A 15639-nucleotide genomic window follows, 5' to 3' on the forward strand; every position below is an offset into this window, starting at 1 on the left:
ACGGATGGTGACCACGATGATCGACTTCTCGATTCCCGCCGACCTCGCTGCCGAACGCGACCGCGTTCGCCAGTTCGTCATCGACAAGATCGTGCCCTTCGAACGCGACCCGCGCCTGACCGCGCACGGCCCCAACGACGAACTGCGCCAGGAAATGGTGGAGCTGGCCCGCGCCGAGAAGCTGCTCACCATCCAGGCCCCCGTCGAGCTGGGCGGGCGCGGCCTGACCCACGTCGAGCAGGCCGTGCTGTACGAGGCCGCCGGCTGGTCCACCCTCGGCCCGGTCGCCATGAACTGCGCCGCCCCCGACGAGGGCAACATGTTCATGCTGTCCAAGATCGCGAATCCGGAACAGACGCAACGCTTCCTGCGGCCGGTGATCGACGGCCACCAGCGCTCGGTCTTCGCCATGACCGAGCCGGGCGGCGCGGGCTCCGACCCCAACCAGCTCGCCACCGAGGCCGTCTTCGACGGCGAGAACTTCACCATCAACGGCCGCAAATGGCTGATCACCGGTGCCGACGGCGCCAAGACCTGGATCATCATGGCGCGCCTGGCCGCCAACCCGCACCTGCCCGAGGGTCCCACCCTGTTCCTCTGCGACGGCGACACCGAGGGCATCGTCATCGAGCGGATCATGAACACCATGGACCGCAACTACGTCGGCGGCCACGCGGTGGTGAACTTCGAAAACCTGGTGCTGCCCAAGGAATCCGTGCTCGGCGAGACGGGCCAGGCGCTGCGCTACGCCCAGCTGCGGCTGGCCCCCGCCCGCCTCACCCACTGCATGCGCTGGCTCGGCGCGGCCGAACGCGCCCAGGCCATCGCGGTCGACTACGCCAAGACCCGCACCGCCTTCGGCAAGCCGATCGGCGAGCACCAGGGCGTGTCGTTCATGCTGGCGGACAACGAGATCGCGCTGCACCAGTGCCGCCTCACCATCTGGCACGCCTGCTGGCTGATGGATCAAGGCCACAAGGCCCGCCACGAGTCGTCGATCGCCAAGTCCTCCGTCTCCGAGGAACTGTTCAAGGTCACCGACCGCTGCGTCCAGGTCCTCGGCGGCATCGGCATCTCCGACGAGACCGTGGTCGAGATGATCTTCCGCGACATGCGCGCCTTCCGCCTCTACGACGGCCCCACCGAGGTGCACAAGTACGCCATCGGCCGGCAGATCCTCCGCGCCTGAACTGTAGGAACCTGCCCCGAGTCGGGCACAGGGCCTAATATGCACCGCATGAGTTCGGAATTGCTTGTGGACGTCTCGGGTGGCGTCGCGGTCCTGACGCTCAACCGGCCCGCCCAGCAGAACGCGCTGACTCCGGCCATGGCGTCGGAACTCGGTGCGTCCCTGCGCCGCTGCGACAACGATGACGCCATCGGCGCGGTCGTCATCACCGGCACCGCGCCCGCGTTCTGTGCGGGCGCGGATCTGTCGCTCAAGGTCGGCGAGGTCAACGGCCTCATCGACCCGGCGCCGTTCCGGATCCGGAAACCGGTCATCGCCGCCGTCAACGGGCACGCTGTCGGCATCGGCCTGGAGATCGCGCTGCAGTGCGACCTGCGCTACATGGCCCGCGACGCCGTGTACGCCCTCAATCAGGTCCGCCGCGGCGCGCTGGCCGACGGCTTCGCGCACTGGACTCTGCCCCGCCTGATCGGCAGCGCCCGCGCCGCCGACCTGCTGCTCACCGGCCGCACCTTCGACGGCGACGAGGCGTACGCGCTCGGCATCGCCAACTCCTGCCTGCACGCCGCCGAGGTCCTGCCCACCGCCCTCGAGGTGGCCCACGACATCGCCCACGGCTCGGCCCCGCTCCCGGTGGCGCTGTCCAAGCGACTGCTCTGGGAGGCCCCCACCATGGACCCGGACACCGTGGGCCGCTTGGAAACCGAGCTCAACGACTACGTCGCCAAGAGCACCGACGGCGGCGAAGGCGTCGCGGCGTTGAAGGACCGCCGCCCGCCGAAGTGGACCGGCAGCGTCGCGGGGGAATGGCCCGCCTGGGACGGCATCACCGGCGGCGAGCAGCGCCCGGGCCTGGACTGACTCCGGGCGAGCCGGGGTCGGAGGTTCGGGGGCCGAGCCCCCGGGAGTCGCTCACGCGCGTCCGCTGATCACCATCATCAGGAAGATGCTGCCGAACACGACCATCATGAACGTTCCGATGATGCCGAGGACGTAGCCGACCAGGACCTGCACCCGGCCGCCGAAGCGCCCCCCGCCCTCCTCGATGTCGTTGAGTGCGCGGCGGCCGAGGGCCCACGCGATCGGTCCCAGCGCGCCGCAGCAGAACACGCTGAGCGCGCCCAGTAGCAGGACGGCGGTTGCGTGCTCGTGCTCGACGGGGGACCCGAGGGGCGGTTGATCGAAGACCACCGCCAAAGTTTACGGGCGGAAGGCACCGCGCGGCAGGTGGACGCGCGGTGTTCGCTTGGGCCACTTGATTATCGAGGCCGGATGGACCGCGGCCGGTGATGGTCGAGCGACCGATTCGGAACCGGCGCCGTCGGATTCGGCACCGGCTCCACCGGCCTCAGGAGCGGCGCTGCCGCGCGACTTCGGCCAGCACGACGCCCGCCGCCACCGACGCGTTGAGCGACTCCACCGGCCCCGCCATCGGAATGCTCAGGATCGAGTCGCAGTTCTCGCGCACCAGCCGGGAGAGCCCCTTGCCCTCGGAGCCGACCACGATGACCGTCGGTGCGCTGCCGTCGAATTCGTCGAGGGTGGTGTCGCCGCCCGCGTCGAGCCCGACGATCTGATAGCCCTTGTTCGCCCAATCCTTCAGCGTGCGAGTCAGATTCGTGGCGCGCGCGACCGGAAGCCGCGCCGCCGCACCGGCACTCGTGCGCCACGCCACCGCGGTGACACTGGCGCTGCGCCGCTGCGGGATGAGCACACCCTGCCCGCCGAACGCCGCCACCGACCGGATGACCGCGCCCAGGTTGCGCGGGTCGGTGATGTTGTCCAGCGCCACGATCAGCGCGGGCTCGCCGGAGTTGTGCACCCGGTCCACCAGATCGTCGGGGTGCGCGTACTTGTACGGCGGCACCTGCAGCGCCATGCCCTGGTGCATGCCGTTGTGGCTCATCTTGTCCAGGTCGGTGCGCGGCACCTCCAGGATCGAGATCCCGATCTCGGCCGCCGTCTTCACCGCCTCGGAGAGCCGGTCGTCGTTCTCGGTGCCATTGGCGACGTACAGGGCGGTGGCGGGCACACCCGCGCGCAGGCACTCCACGACCGGGTTCCGGCCGAGCACCAGCTCGGGACCCTCGTTGTCCTTGCGGCCCGCGATGGGGCGGCTCGCATTGCGTGACCGGGTGGTGGCGGCGGTCGCCTCGGCCTTGGCCTTCGCCTTCGCGCGCTTGGCGGCGACGTGATAGACGCGGTCCTCGGCCTTGGGCGTCGCCCCCTTGCCCTCGAGCCCCCGCCGGCGCTGCCCGCCGGACCCGACGGTCTGCCCCTTCTTGCTGCCGGTCTTGCGGGTCGCCCCGCGTCGCTGGGAATTGCCTGCCATCACTTCGCCTTCCGTGTCTGATTGCCCTCCGCTTCGCTCCGGGCGGGTTCGCGGCCCCCGAGGTCTCGATTCTTCCCTTCTCCGCTCCTCCGCTTCGCTCCCCCGCTCCGTCGGTCCAGAATCGAGACGGGCCGCGAACTGTCCGCGGGGCGAACATGGTGAGCGGTCTCGGTTGGGCCGTAGGGGAGACCTGCTGGTGGTCGGCTTGGCATGATCTTGCGCTGCCGAGGCAGTAACCCCGGCTATGCCGCGCAGGGGACATAAGAATTGTGCCCTACGCTGGGCCGCCACCCCGAATTCGGTGCGCTCCGCCACACCGCGCGAGCTGTCCGGCGCGGTGCGGCGGCGAGTCCGGTTCCGCCGGGGCGGACCGCTACTTCTTCCCCTTGGCCAAGGCCCACTCCGCGCCCTGCGGCGTGTCGGTGACCTCCACGCCCGCGGTCTGCAGCCGGTCGCGGACCGCGTCGGCGGTGGCCCAATCCTTGTCGGCGCGCGCCTGCTGCCGCCGGTCCAGTTCCGCGCCGATCAGCACGTCCAGCGCGGCGATGGCGTTCGAGTTGTCGGCGGGCGCGGCCCAGTGCGCGTCCAGCGGATCCACGCCGAGAATGCCCAGCATGGCCCGGACCTGACCGGCGAGCATGCGCGCGCCCGAGAGGTCACCGGCATCGAGCGCCTTGTTGCCCTCGCTCACCACGCCGTGAATCGCGGCCAGCGCCTGCGGAACGCCGAGATCGTCGTCGAGTGCCTCGGCGAAGGCCGGGGTCCAGGCGCCGACCGGCACGTCGCCGGTGCGCTCGGCGACCCGCAACACGAACGCCTCCAGGCGCTGGTATCCGGCGGCGGCCTCGGTCAGCGCCTGATCGGAGTATTCGATCATCGACCGGTAGCCCACGCTGCCGAGGTAGTAGCGCAATTCGACCGCGCGCACCCCGACCCGTTCCAGCACATTCGGAATGGACAGCACATTGCCCAGCGACTTGGACATCTTCTCGCCGCCCATGGTCACCCAGCCGTTGTGCAGCCAGTAGCGCGCGAATCCGTCCCCGGCCGCGCGCGACTGCGCGATCTCGTTCTCGTGGTGCGGGAAAACCAGATCCATTCCACCGCAATGAATATCGAATTCCGCACCGAGATAGAACTCGGCCATGGCGGAGCATTCCAAATGCCAGCCCGGCCGGCCGGGTCCCCACGGCGACGGCCAATTCGGTTCACCGGGTTTCGCGGCCTTCCACAGCGTGAAATCGCGCGGATCCTTCTTACCGGTGCCCGCGCTCTCACCCTGATGCACGTCATCGAGCTTGTGCCCGGACAACTTTCCGTAATCGGGGAAGCTCAGCACATCGAAATAAACATTGCCCTCGGAGGCATAGGCGTGGCCGCGCTCGATGAGCCGTTCCATCATCCCGACCATCTGGGTGATGTGCCCGGTGGCGCGCGGCTCCGCGGACGGCGGCAGCACGCCGAGCGTCTCGTAGGCGCGGTCGAAGGCGCGCTCGTGCGTGGCCGCCCACTCCCACCAGGGGCGTCCGTGCTCGGCGGCCTTGGTCAGGATCTTGTCGTCGATATCGGTGACATTGCGGATGAAGGCGACGTCGAAACCGTTGGCGGCCAGCCACCGTCGCAGCACGTCGAAGGCGACGCCGCTGCGCACGTGCCCGATGTGGGGTTCCCCCTGAACGGTCGCGCCGCACAGGTACACCGAGGCTTTGCCGGGGACCAGCGGCGTGAAATCACGCAGGGTCCGCGTCTCGGTGTCGAAAAGGCGCAGAGTCACGACAGAGCATCCTAGCTGTTGGGAAATGGGCGGATTAAGGGTGCGTCAGGCGCGGCAACACAGCAGGGCGGTGGCCACCGCGGCCACGCCCTCGCCGCGGCCGGTGAGGCCCAGACCGTCGGTCGTGGTGCCCGACACCGAGATCGGCGCACCCAGGATCTCACCCAGCACCTGTTGCGCCTCGGCCCGCCGGGGACCGATTTTGGGCCGATTTCCGATGACCTGTACAGCCGCATTGACAATCGAGAATCCGGCCTCGTCGAGCAGTCGCCGGACTTCTTTCAGCATGGCCGCGCCGGACACGCCCTCCCATTCGGGACGGCCGGTGCCGAAGACCGCGCCGACATCGCCGAGTCCGGCGGCCGAGAGCAGGGCGTCGCAGAGCGCGTGGGCGGCGACATCGCCGTCGGAGTGGCCCTCGCAGCCGCTGTCGCCCTCGAACAGCAGGCCCGCCATCCAGCAGGGGCGGCCGGGTTCGATGGGGTGGACATCGCTGCCGATGCCGGTGCGCAGGCTCATCGGATCCATCACGGGGCGATCACCGCCGCGCGTGTCGTGTCCAGCCCGCCTGCGATGTCGGGCGAATCACGGCGGGCGGCCAGGGTATTGGCCAGGACCAGGTCCAAGGGCGAAGTGATCTTGAAAGCGAGGGCGTCGCCGAGCACCGTCTCGACGGTCGCACCCAGCATCTCCACCAACCCCGCGTCATCGGTCGCCTGTGTACCCACAGCGTAGGCGGAGCGCAGCAGCTCGGCGTCGAAGCCCTGCGGAGTCTGGACGGCGCGCAGCTCGGAGCGGTCCGGCGTGCCGGTCACCGCGCCCGAGGCGTCCACGGATTTGATGGTGTCGGCCACCGGCAGGGCGGGCACCACGGCCCGCGCACCCGCGCGCAGCGCGTCCACGACCCGGGTGATCAGGGCCGGGGGAGTCAGGGCCCGGGCGGCGTCGTGCACCAGCACCAGGGTGGCGTCGGGGGCGGCCGCGAGGCCGGCCCGCACCGAATCGGTGCGCTCGGCGCCGCCGGCGACCACGTGCACGGGGACGTCGGAGTCGGGCAGCAGGGCTCGGGTCTGGGCGACGAGTTCGGCGGGCACCATAACCACAACATCGTCGACCGACCCGGAATCGATCAGCCCCTGGACCGCGAGAGTGAGCATGGGACTGCCGCCGACGTGGACGAAGGCCTTCGGCTTGTTCTCACCGAGACGCACGCCCATGCCGGCGGCAGGAACCAGGGCGACGACACGAACGCCGTCGCCGGGTGTTGTTTTCACGGTCAGGAGGCCGCTGCGAGAACCTCGTCGAGCAGGGTCTCGGCCTTGACGTCGTCGGTGCCCTCGGCGAGCGCGAGCTCACCGACGAGGATCTGCCGGGCCTTGGCCAGCATGCGCTTCTCACCGGCGGACAGGCCGCGGTCCTGCTCTCGACGCCACAGGTCGCGGACGACCTCGGCCACCTTGTTCACATCGCCGGAGGCGAGCTTCTCGAGGTTGGCCTTGTAGCGACGGGACCAGTTGGTCGGCTCCTCGGTGTGCGGAGCCCGCAACACCTGGAAGACCCGGTCCAGGCCCTCCTGCCCGACGACATCGCGGACGCCGACATACTCGGCATTCTCCGCGGGAACCCGAACGGTCAGGTCGCCCTGTGCGACCTTCAGGACCAGATACTCCTTTTGTACACCCTTGATGGTGCGGGTTTCGATAGCTTCGATCAGCGCCGCTCCGTGGTGGGGGTAAACGACGGTGTCTCCGACCTTAAAAATCATGTGTCCCGTGCCCCTTTCGATGTTCACAGTTTAACATGCGACTCGGTAACGGCGCGATCAACAGCGCAGGTCAGGGCCACAACGGAGCGGCGGCGGGGGTTGACAGATGACGAATCGTGTGCATCCCGTTGTGGCATAAGGGGATAGCGCATCGCGCTGTTCGCGCGCATATGCGAGTGCGTAGTTCGCATACGCGACCGGGCACCCTCGCATAAACGGCAATGCATCTCTCGAGAACTCGTCTCGGAATCTCTGTCAGGTCCCCTGACACATCCCACCCGGTCGCTCCGTGTGATCTGTGACGCGCCCGGCCGAGAGCGCAGGGCGCCGATGCCGATATCGCACGACGCTCGCAACCGATACCGCGTGACGCGCGCACGACACCGCCCGCGTGTAGCACGGGGGAAGCGACGCACTACTCTCATTGACTACTACTCTCCATAGTGGAGTGAGCCCGGTCGACATGGAGGACACCGTGACTGCCCTGAAAGCCACCACTGCGTCGAAGTCGCGGCGGCGTGCCGTGACAGTTGCTGCACTCGCTGCGGGTGCGGTGCTCGCGCTGTCGGGTTGCGGCGCCGGTCAGATCTCGCAGACCGCCACCCAGGTCGCCGCCGTCAACGGCAGCACCGCCAATGTCGGGTCCATCGCGCTGCGTGACGTGCGGTTCCTGCTGCCGCAGGGCGAGGAATCCGGCAACACCAAGGGTGGCAAGGCCGTGCTGGCCTTCACCGCCGTGAACATGAGCGACAGCAAGACCGACGAGCTGGTCAGCATCACCGCCGAGGGCCTGGGCACGGTCAAGCTCGACGGCAAGATCGAGATCAAGCCGTCCAGCGCCGTCGTCGCCGACAAGCCGACCGCCAAGGACGCGGCTCAGGCCTCCGCCGTGCACGAGCAGAACGCCGGCCAGCCCGCCTCCGACAAGGTCGCGGACCCGAGCGCCAAGCCGATCCTGATCGAGGTCACCGGTCTCGCCAAGGACGTGAACCCGGGCCTGACCTACCCGCTCACCTTCAACTTCAAGGAGGGTGGCACCGTCGTCGTCAACACCCCGGTCGACGCCGGTCCGAACAACCCGCGCCCCGAGCCCGCCAAGGCGGAGAAGAAGGGCGGCGAGCACTGAGCTCGCGCTGAACCTCCGACGGTGCCCGTCCCGGATTCCGGGGCGGGCACCGTCGTATCCGGGCCCGGCGGGGGCTTCGGCGCGTGGTTGCCGGAGTGTGTCGGGGGCCCTGGCTAGGCTGCCCGCGTGGCCAAGGTGAAATCGGTGTATCGGTGTGCGGAGTGCACATGCGAGGTCGCCAAATGGGTTGGGCGCTGCCCGGATTGCGGGGCGTGGGGCAGCATCGAGGAGGTGGCCGCGTCCTCGGGCGCGATGGCCGTGGGGCGGCGGGCCATGCTGCCGAGCACCGCGGCCACGCCGATCTCGAGCATCGACTCCAAGAAGACGCAGTCGCGGTCGACGGGCGTGTCCGAGCTGGACCGCGTGCTGGGCGGCGGGATCATCCCCGGTTCGGTGGTGCTGTTGTCGGGGGAGCCGGGCGTCGGCAAGTCGACGCTGCTGCTCGAGGTGGCGCACCGGTGGGCGCGGGCGCGTGACGAGATCGCGCTGTACGTGACCGCCGAGGAGTCGGCGGGCCAGGTGCGGCTGCGGGCGGACCGGACCGACGCGGTGCACGAAAAGGTGTACCTGGCCGCGGAATCCGATCTGGCGACCATCCTGGGCCACGTGGAGCAGGTGAAACCCAGTCTGCTGGTGGTGGACTCGGTGCAGACCATGCTGGCCGCGGACGCGGACGGCGTGATCGGCGGTGTCACCCAGGTGCGGTCGGTGACGGCGGCGCTCACCTCGCTGGCCAAGGCGACCGGGATCGCGGTGCTGCTGGTCGGGCACGTCACCAAGGACGGCGCGGTGGCCGGTCCGCGCACGCTGGAGCACCTGGTGGACGTGGTGCTGCAGTTCGAGGGGGACAAGCATTCGTCGCTGCGCATGGTGCGCGGCATCAAGAACCGTTTCGGCAGCACCGACGAGGTCGGCTGCTTCGAGATGGTGGAGGCGGGAATCCGTTGCGTGGACGACCCGTCCGGGCTGTTCCTGCATCACCGCACCGACGCGGTGCCCGGGACCGCGGTCACGGTCGCCATGGACGGCAAGCGCCCCATGCTGGGTGAGGTGCAGGGCCTCACCGTGGACACCCAGGCGCCCGCCCCACGGCGCGCGGTGAGCGGGCTGGACTACAACCGCGTTTCCATGGTCCTGGCGGTCCTGCAGAGCCGTGGGGGCGTGTACGTGGGCAAGCAGGACGTCTACGCGGCCACCGTGGGCGGTATGCGGCTCACCGAGCCCGCGGCGGATCTGGCTGTCGCGCTTGCCATCGCGAGCGCCAGCCAGGATCTGGCGCTGCCGACCGGCATGGTGGTGCTGGGTGAGGTCGGGCTGGCGGGCGAGGTGCGCCAGGTGACCGGGCTGACCCGCCGGTTGGCGGAGGCGGAGCGGCTGGGCTTCACCGAGGCCCTGGTCCCGCCGGGCGTGGACCGCACCGGCCGCACCATGACATTGCGGGAGGTGGCCGATATCCGTGCGGCACTGTCGGTTACCGGGCTGCGTCGGCGTCGGCGCGATCAGGAGTCGATGGAAATGGCGGAGTGAACGCCGGAATCGAATAGCGGGAGCGCGAATTCGAAATGGGGGCGGAATTCGATGCGCGAATACCGGAATTCTCCGGAAACGACGAAGGCCGGGATCCGTGCGATCGGATCCCGGCCTTCGGTGTGCTGGGGGCGTCAGGCGATATTGAACGGTTCCGGCTGGCTGCGGACCGAACCGAGCTGGGCCACAACGGTGTACGGCCCGGCCGGGACCTGCAGGCGCTCGCCCGCGCAGCCCGGCTGCGAGCTGGCGCCCGACCAGGTGACCGTGAAGGCGGCCTGCTGGCCGGGGGCCAGGGTGCGGATCTCGGGGGTGCCGTCCGGGTAGCAGTCGGTGCTGGACCACAGCTTGCGCTGGCCGTCGAGGGACTGCACCTGGACCAGCTGCAACCCGGAACCCATGTCGCGTGCGCAGGCGCCGCTGGAGATATTGGTGATGACGATGCCGAATTGCGGCTGCTCGCCGACCTTGTAGGTGGCCTGCCCGACGGTGACCTTCACGGCCAGCGACTGATCGGGGCACTGGGCCTGTGCCACCGGGGCCGCGCCGCTCGACGACGCGGCGGACGGCTTGGCCGAGCTCGGGTCCGCGGTGCCCGTGGCGCTGCCCGAGGGCTTACCGCTGGTCGCCGCACTGGAGCTCGCGGCGGCCTTGGTGTCGGACTTGTGGTCGCCGCCGCCCTTCAGCAGCGCGAAGCCCACCCAGAGCACCAGGGCGAGCCCGATCACCATCGCGCCGATCGCGACCGCGCGTCGACGCCAGTAGATTTCCGGTGGGAGTGGTCCGTTCGGTTCCAGCACGGTGACAACGGTAAGCGCACCGTCCGGGTCACCCCGAGCAGGGTCTCGGCGTGTCGGTCGCGAAAGCGGCTACGGGGCCGGTAAATTCCGGCCCCCGCGGCGGGTCAGACCACTTCGCCGATATTGCCGATGACGCGGTGCAGCTTGATCTGGCCTTCGCCGAGGTTGTAGGTGACGCAGGCGATGGCGCACTCGCCGGTGGCGACCCGCTGGGAGATGATCATCGACCGCTGCATGAGCAGGCGGGCGGTCTCCTCGACATGGCGGGCCTCGAGTTCGTCGACGCCCTCCAGGCCCTCGCGGCGGCCGATCAGGATGGACGGGGTGACGCGTTCGACGACCGAGCGGATGAAGCCGCCGGGCACATTGCCGTGATCGAGGGCGTCGATGGTGGCCCGGACCGCGCCGCAGCTGTCGTGGCCGAGGACCACGATGAGCGGCACGTTCAGGACCTGCACGCCGTATTCGATGGAGCCCAGCACCGAGGCGTCGACGACGTGCCCGGCGGTGCGCACCACGAACATGTCGCCGAGGCCCTGATCGAAGATGATCTCGGCGGCCACGCGGGAGTCGCCGCAGCCGAACAACACCGCGCCGGGCTGCTGTCCGTCGACGAGCTTGGCCCGGTCGATCGAGCCTTGGCCAGGGTGCCGCAACTGGCCGTTGACGAAGCGTTCATTGCCTTCGCGCAGGGCTTTCCACGCACTGATCGGGTTGTTATGCGGCATGTGACCTATTTTCCATAGCCCCTCGGTTACCGGCGAGTCCATGGCGTTACGGCCTGGCAAAGACGGGCCGACCATGTCGGGGCCCGCACGGTGAGCTGCCAGACACGCCGGGAGAGGGCCGTGTGAGGCACGCCGGGGTGGGAAATCCGGCCTCTCCGATATGGATACCATCGCCCATGGCGGTCTGCAGGATTTCCTGTGCCCCAACCTCCTCGCAGGCGTATCCCACATGGTTCGCGGCCGTCTCGATTCCGGACTGCGCTCCGCCTCCCCGCGCTCGGAGCGGGGGAGCGAAGCGGAGGGGCGGAGGAGGGAAGAATCGAGACCTCCGGGCCGCGAACCCGCCCGGAGCGCAGCGGAGGGCAAATGGACATGGACAGCGACGTGCTGATCGACTGGTACCAGGAGACTGCTCGGGATCTGCCGTGGCGGCGGCCCGGAGTGACCGCGTGGCAGATTCTGATGAGCGAGATCATGCTGCAGCAGACGCCCGTGGTTCGGGTGGAGCCGATCTGGCGGGAGTGGGTGGCGCGCTGGCCGGTGCCGTCGGCGATGGCGGCCGCGCCGCAGGGTGAGGTGCTGCGCGCCTGGGGCAAGCTCGGGTATCCGCGGCGGGCGCTGCGGCTGCACGAGTGCGCGCGGGTACTGGCCGCCGAGCACGGCGACGAGGTGCCCGCCGATGTGGATGTGCTGCTGGGCTTGCCGGGCATCGGGGCGTATACCGCTCGCGCGGTCGCGTGTTTCGCGTACGGGCAGCGAGTTCCGGTGGTGGACACCAATGTTCGCCGGGTGGTGGCGCGGGCCGTGCACGGTCGCGCCGAGGCCGGCAATCCGGCGGCCCGCGATCTGGCCGAGACCGAGGAGCTGTTGCCCGCGCGGGTCGATCGGGCCGCGGTCATGTCCGCGGCGCTGATGGAGCTGGGCGCGCTGGTCTGCACCGCCCGGACCCCGGACTGCGAGCGCTGCCCACTGCCCGCGTGCGCGTGGGTGTCGGCGGGCCGTCCGGCCTCGGAGGTGGTGCGCAAGGTGCAGAAGTACGAGGGCACCGACCGTCAGGCGCGCGGACGACTGCTCGATGTGCTGCGGGATTCGTCGGGGCCGGTGGAGCGGGTTCGCCTGGACCTGGCCTGGACTCGCGATCCGGGTCAGCGGGACCGGGCCCTGGATTCGCTGCTGGTCGACGGTCTCATCGAGCAGACCCCCGACGGCTTGTTCGCGCTGGCGGGCGAGGGGAGCTGACCCCGCGCCGCCCGTCCCGGGCCGATGTGTGACGGCCCGGGACGGGCGGGTGGGCACGATCTGCCGCCCCTCATGCGGCAGATCGGGTGGGGTGTGGCCGGTTTCGCGGGATCGCCGCGAAACTCAGGCGGCGATCAGGGCGGTGCGCCGATTGCGGGTGCGGGACCCGACCACGCGGCAGATCAGGTAGATGGTGAACGAGATGGTGGTGACGAAGGTCGAGATCGGGACGCCGGGGGCCAGCGACAGCAGAATGCCGCCGACCGCGGCGATCTCGGCGAAGACGATCGACAGCACCGCCACCCGGACCGGGCTCGCGGTGAGCTGCGCGGCCGCCGCGGCGGGCGTGATGAGCAGCGACAGCACCAGCAGCGCGCCCACGATCTGCACGCCGAAGGCGGCCGTCACGCCGAGCAGCACCGCGAACACGATCGACAGCGCCCGCACCGGAACCCCGCGCGCGACAGCGACTTCCGGGTCCGCGCTGGCGAACAGCAGTGGCCGGTAGACGGCGGCCAGCACCACCAGCACCGCGGCCGTGCAGGTGGCCAGCAGCCCGAGGCCGGAATTGCCGACGCTCACCACCTGGCCGGTGAGCAGCGAGAACTTGGAGCCCGCGCGTTCCGGGCCGAGCCACAGGAACAGCACCGACAGGCCCAGGCCGAAGGACAGCACCACCGCGATCACCGAATCGCGTTCGCGGGCCCGGGAACCGAGCACGCCGAACAGCACGGCGGCCACGACCGACCCGATGATGGCGCCGACGCCGACCCCGATCCCGGCGAGCAGCGCGGCGGCCGCGCCGGTGAGTGACAGCTCGCTGGTGCCGTGCACGGCGAACGCCATCTGGCGGCTGATGATGAGCGGTCCGATGGCCCCGGCCAGCAGGCCCAGCAGTGCGGCGGCGAGCACGGCCTGCTGCACGAAGTCGTAGGCCAGCAGGTGCGTGGTGGTGGACACGTCGAACAGCTGTGAGAACAGTTTGGACAGTTTCTCCATCAGGCCCGCACCTCCGGCCGGCAGTGGGCCGCGCCGGATTCACCGAGCGCGTCCATGGCGTCGCCGGTGCCGACCACGACGAGGCGGCCGCGTACCCGCAGCACGTCGACCTCGGTGCCGTAGAGCTCGGAGAGTGTCTCGGAGGTCATCACCTCGTCGGGCGTCCCGATCCGGAACTTCCCGTCCACCAGGTACAGCACCCGATCCACCAGTGGCAGAATGGGATTGATCTCATGGGTCACGAACAGCACGGCCGTCTCGTGGCTGCGCCGCCGCCGATCGATGAGCTCCGACACCAGCCGTTGATTCGCCAGATCCAGGGACAGCAGCGGCTCGTCGCACAGCAGCACCCGGGGATCGCCCGCCAGCGCCTGCGCGACCCGCAGCCGCTGCTGCTCGCCGCCGGACAGCGCGTCCAGCGGCGCGTACGCGAACTTTTCGGCGCCTACCGCCGAGATCGCCTCCGCGACTTTTCGTTTCCGCTCCCTACGCCCTCGGAACCCGATGCCCCACCGATGCCCGTCCACCCCGAGGCCCACGAGGTCGACCCCGCGCAGCTGTGCCCCGCCCTCGATCGTCTTCTGCTGCGGCACGTACCCGATCGCAGGATTCCCGAGCCGCGCAGGCGATCCCGCCACCTCGGCAGTTCCGGCGCTCAACGCCACCTGCCCCAGCAGCATTCGCAGCATCGAGGTCTTCCCGGATCCGTTGGGCCCCAGCACCGCGATGAACTCCCCGGCTCCGACCTCGAGGTCCAGCCCCTCCCACAAGGTCCGTTCCCCGAACGACAACCGCGCACCCGATAGTCGCACCGCCGGCACGGTGCGGCGCTCCGCGCGACGATCGTCCACGCCCGCCGCATCGGCGCGTGGTTCGGCCGTGCCGGGGGCCGCGCCGGCATCGCGCAGTGCCGCCTGGGGGTTGTCGGTGCAGGTGGCGCGGCCGGAAGGGGTGCGGGGCCGCGCGCCGGTGAGGGCACAACCGGGTTTCGGGGTGGTGACGCCGGGGGTGGCGGGGGCGTCGGGCTTCGCGGACATGCTGGTGCTCCCGGTTGGGGCGGAACGGGTTTCGGAGACGTCGCGGTCGCCGGGCGTGGTGCGTGCGCTCGGCGGTCGCGGGGTGGTCCGGTCGTTCAGCGGGGTTCCTGGGTGGGTGGGTCGGGTGCGGCGGCGGTCAGGCCAGGGCCTTGGCCAGCGACTGGGCGTTCTCGGTCATCCAGGTGACGTAGTCCTTGCCTTCCGGGAGGGTTTCGGTGACCTCGACGACGGCGACGCCGGACTTGTCGGCGGCGGCGCGGAGGTCCTTGGTGAGTTTGTCCTCGGTCTGGATGTTGTAGACGAGGGCGCGAACCTGCTTGGCGTTCACCAGGTCCCGGACGGCGGCCACGTCGGCGGGGGACGGGTCGGTGCCCTGCTCGATGGCCTCCTGGAAGGCGCGCGGGGTCTTGTCGTCGGCCTTGGCGGCGGTGAGCAGGTACGCGGCCAGCGGCTCGGTCTGCAGGACCGGCTGGTTCGGGTGCTCGGCGGCGATCTTGGCGGTGACGGCCTCGATGGGCGCGAGTTTCGCGGTGAACGCGGCGGCGCGGTCGGTGTAGTCCTGCTTGTGGGCGGGGTCGACGGCGCCGAGGGCTTCGGCGATGTGCTCGGCGACATGGCCGACCTGGTGCACGTCGTACCAGACGTGCTCGTTGGCCTCGTGGTCGTGACCGGCGGCCTCGGTCTTGGCGGATGTCGGTGCGGCGGTGGCGCTCTCGTGGGCGTGGCCGCTCTCGGTGGCGATGTCGAAGGCGTTGACGGTCTTCTTGTCCCGGCCCGCGATGGCCTTGTCGATGAATTCGTCGTAGTGGCCGCCGTTGTAGACGACGAGCGCGGCGTCGGTGATCCGGGCGGCGTCGGCGGGGGTGACCTCGAAGGAGTGCGGGTCCACCGTGGGGTCGTCGATGATCGATTCGACCTTCACGTCGGGTCCGGCGACGGCCCGGGTGATGTCGCCCCAGACATTGGTGGAGGCGACGACGGTGAGCTGGTCCGAGGTCTTGGTGCTGCCGCAGGCGGTCAGGGTGGCGACGGTCGCGAGTCCTGCGGCGAACACGGCGAATCCTCGGGCAGAGCTTCTGGTCACGCGGGGCACTCCTGGCACTACGGCTTATCAATAACGAAA

General features: G+C 69.9%; 16 protein-coding genes. 5 read left to right on the forward strand and 11 right to left on the reverse strand.

All coding sequences use genetic code 11. The annotated features are described in order from the left end of the window. Positions 1-16: 16 nt before the first annotated feature. Positions 17-1189: an acyl-CoA dehydrogenase family protein gene (locus tag ACQPYY_RS02230; RefSeq protein WP_379106119.1), complete on the forward strand. Its 1173-nt coding sequence runs from the start codon at positions 17-19 to the stop codon at positions 1187-1189. A gap of 48 nt (positions 1190-1237) precedes the next feature. After that, positions 1238-2050 carry an enoyl-CoA hydratase/isomerase family protein gene (locus ACQPYY_RS02235; protein WP_379106117.1) on the forward strand — a complete coding sequence of 271 codons (813 nt, stop codon included), beginning with the start codon at positions 1238-1240 and terminating at the stop codon, positions 2048-2050. 51 nt (positions 2051-2101) lie between these two features. Here the strand turns inward: ACQPYY_RS02235 and ACQPYY_RS02240 are convergent, their stop codons facing one another. The 6 genes from ACQPYY_RS02240 to carD form a co-directional block, all read right to left on the reverse strand. After that, positions 2102-2380, reverse strand: coding sequence for a DUF4190 domain-containing protein (locus ACQPYY_RS02240; protein ID WP_357275752.1), 279 nt, complete (start codon positions 2378-2380; stop codon positions 2102-2104). Positions 2381-2537: 157 nt separating this feature from the next. Further along, a complete protein-coding gene (gene rlmB / locus ACQPYY_RS02245) occupies positions 2538-3521 on the reverse strand; it encodes a 23S rRNA (guanosine(2251)-2'-O)-methyltransferase RlmB (protein WP_357275754.1) in 984 nt (327 codons plus the stop codon). Between the two features lie 373 nt (positions 3522-3894). After that, complete coding sequence (gene cysS / locus ACQPYY_RS02250; protein WP_379106114.1) at positions 3895-5295, reverse strand: cysteine--tRNA ligase; 1401 nt, start codon at positions 5293-5295, stop codon at positions 3895-3897. A 45-nt stretch (positions 5296-5340) separates the two neighbouring features. Then, the gene (ispF, locus tag ACQPYY_RS02255) at positions 5341-5808 is read right to left on the reverse strand and encodes a 2-C-methyl-D-erythritol 2,4-cyclodiphosphate synthase (RefSeq protein WP_379106264.1); all 468 of its coding nucleotides are present in this window, start codon (positions 5806-5808) and stop codon (positions 5341-5343) included. Between the two features lie 14 nt (positions 5809-5822). Continuing rightward, positions 5823-6569, reverse strand: coding sequence for a 2-C-methyl-D-erythritol 4-phosphate cytidylyltransferase (gene ispD, locus ACQPYY_RS02260; protein ID WP_379106112.1), 747 nt, complete (start codon positions 6567-6569; stop codon positions 5823-5825). Positions 6570-6571: 2 nt separating this feature from the next. Continuing rightward, positions 6572-7060, reverse strand: coding sequence for an RNA polymerase-binding transcription factor CarD (gene carD / locus ACQPYY_RS02265; RefSeq protein WP_019931623.1), 489 nt, complete (start codon positions 7058-7060; stop codon positions 6572-6574). Between the two features lie 475 nt (positions 7061-7535). Between carD and ACQPYY_RS02270 the strand changes: the two genes are divergently transcribed. After that, positions 7536-8186 (forward strand): hypothetical protein, encoded by a 651-nt coding sequence (locus tag ACQPYY_RS02270; RefSeq protein WP_379106109.1) that lies wholly within the window; start codon positions 7536-7538, stop codon positions 8184-8186. Positions 8187-8312: 126 nt separating this feature from the next. After that, positions 8313-9713, forward strand: coding sequence for a DNA repair protein RadA (gene radA, locus ACQPYY_RS02275; RefSeq protein WP_379106107.1), 1401 nt, complete (start codon positions 8313-8315; stop codon positions 9711-9713). A gap of 134 nt (positions 9714-9847) precedes the next feature. Here radA and ACQPYY_RS02280 read toward each other — a convergent pair whose 3' ends face one another. Next, positions 9848-10513: a DUF4232 domain-containing protein gene (locus ACQPYY_RS02280; protein WP_379106105.1), complete on the reverse strand. Its 666-nt coding sequence runs from the start codon at positions 10511-10513 to the stop codon at positions 9848-9850. Between the two features lie 104 nt (positions 10514-10617). Beyond that, a complete protein-coding gene (locus ACQPYY_RS02285; protein WP_379106103.1) occupies positions 10618-11241 on the reverse strand; it encodes a carbonic anhydrase in 624 nt (207 codons plus the stop codon). A gap of 366 nt (positions 11242-11607) precedes the next feature. Here ACQPYY_RS02285 and ACQPYY_RS02290 point away from each other — a divergent pair, with 366 nt between their 5' ends. After that, complete coding sequence (locus ACQPYY_RS02290; RefSeq protein WP_433592610.1) at positions 11608-12480, forward strand: A/G-specific adenine glycosylase; 873 nt, start codon at positions 11608-11610, stop codon at positions 12478-12480. A 123-nt stretch (positions 12481-12603) separates the two neighbouring features. Here the strand turns inward: ACQPYY_RS02290 and ACQPYY_RS02295 are convergent, their stop codons facing one another. The 3 genes from ACQPYY_RS02295 to ACQPYY_RS02305 all read right to left on the reverse strand — a co-directional run bounded on the left by ACQPYY_RS02295 (position 12604) and on the right by ACQPYY_RS02305 (position 15600). Beyond that, positions 12604-13479 carry a metal ABC transporter permease gene (locus tag ACQPYY_RS02295; RefSeq protein WP_433592611.1) on the reverse strand — a complete coding sequence of 292 codons (876 nt, stop codon included), beginning with the start codon at positions 13477-13479 and terminating at the stop codon, positions 12604-12606. Then, positions 13479-14300 (reverse strand): metal ABC transporter ATP-binding protein, encoded by an 822-nt coding sequence (locus tag ACQPYY_RS02300; protein WP_379106262.1) that lies wholly within the window; start codon positions 14298-14300, stop codon positions 13479-13481. Before ACQPYY_RS02300 ends, ACQPYY_RS02295 begins: the two co-directional genes overlap by 1 nt. 352 nt (positions 14301-14652) lie before the next feature. Continuing rightward, positions 14653-15600, reverse strand: a complete 948-nt coding sequence (locus ACQPYY_RS02305; RefSeq protein ID WP_433592612.1) for a metal ABC transporter solute-binding protein, Zn/Mn family — start codon at positions 15598-15600, stop codon at positions 14653-14655. Between the last annotated feature and the right edge of the window lie 39 nt (positions 15601-15639).

Source organism: Nocardia sp. CA-145437, from assembly GCF_050956485.1.
Classification (GTDB): Bacteria; Actinomycetota; Actinomycetes; order Mycobacteriales; family Mycobacteriaceae; genus Nocardia.

Coding starts and splice junctions, on each gene's coding strand:
- ACQPYY_RS02295 (WP_433592611.1), bottom strand. CDS start 13,479: ATGGAGAAACTGTCCAAACTGTTCTCACAGCTGTTCGACGTGTCCACC.
- ACQPYY_RS02290 (WP_433592610.1), top strand. CDS start 11,608: ATGGACATGGACAGCGACGTGCTGATCGACTGGTACCAGGAGACTGCT.
- ACQPYY_RS02230 (WP_379106119.1), top strand. CDS start 17: ATGATCGACTTCTCGATTCCCGCCGACCTCGCTGCCGAACGCGACCGC.
- ACQPYY_RS02235 (WP_379106117.1), top strand. CDS start 1,238: ATGAGTTCGGAATTGCTTGTGGACGTCTCGGGTGGCGTCGCGGTCCTG.
- ACQPYY_RS02285 (WP_379106103.1), bottom strand. CDS start 11,241: ATGCCGCATAACAACCCGATCAGTGCGTGGAAAGCCCTGCGCGAAGGC.
- rlmB (WP_357275754.1), bottom strand. CDS start 3,521: ATGGCAGGCAATTCCCAGCGACGCGGGGCGACCCGCAAGACCGGCAGC.
- carD (WP_019931623.1), bottom strand. CDS start 7,060: ATGATTTTTAAGGTCGGAGACACCGTCGTTTACCCCCACCACGGAGCG.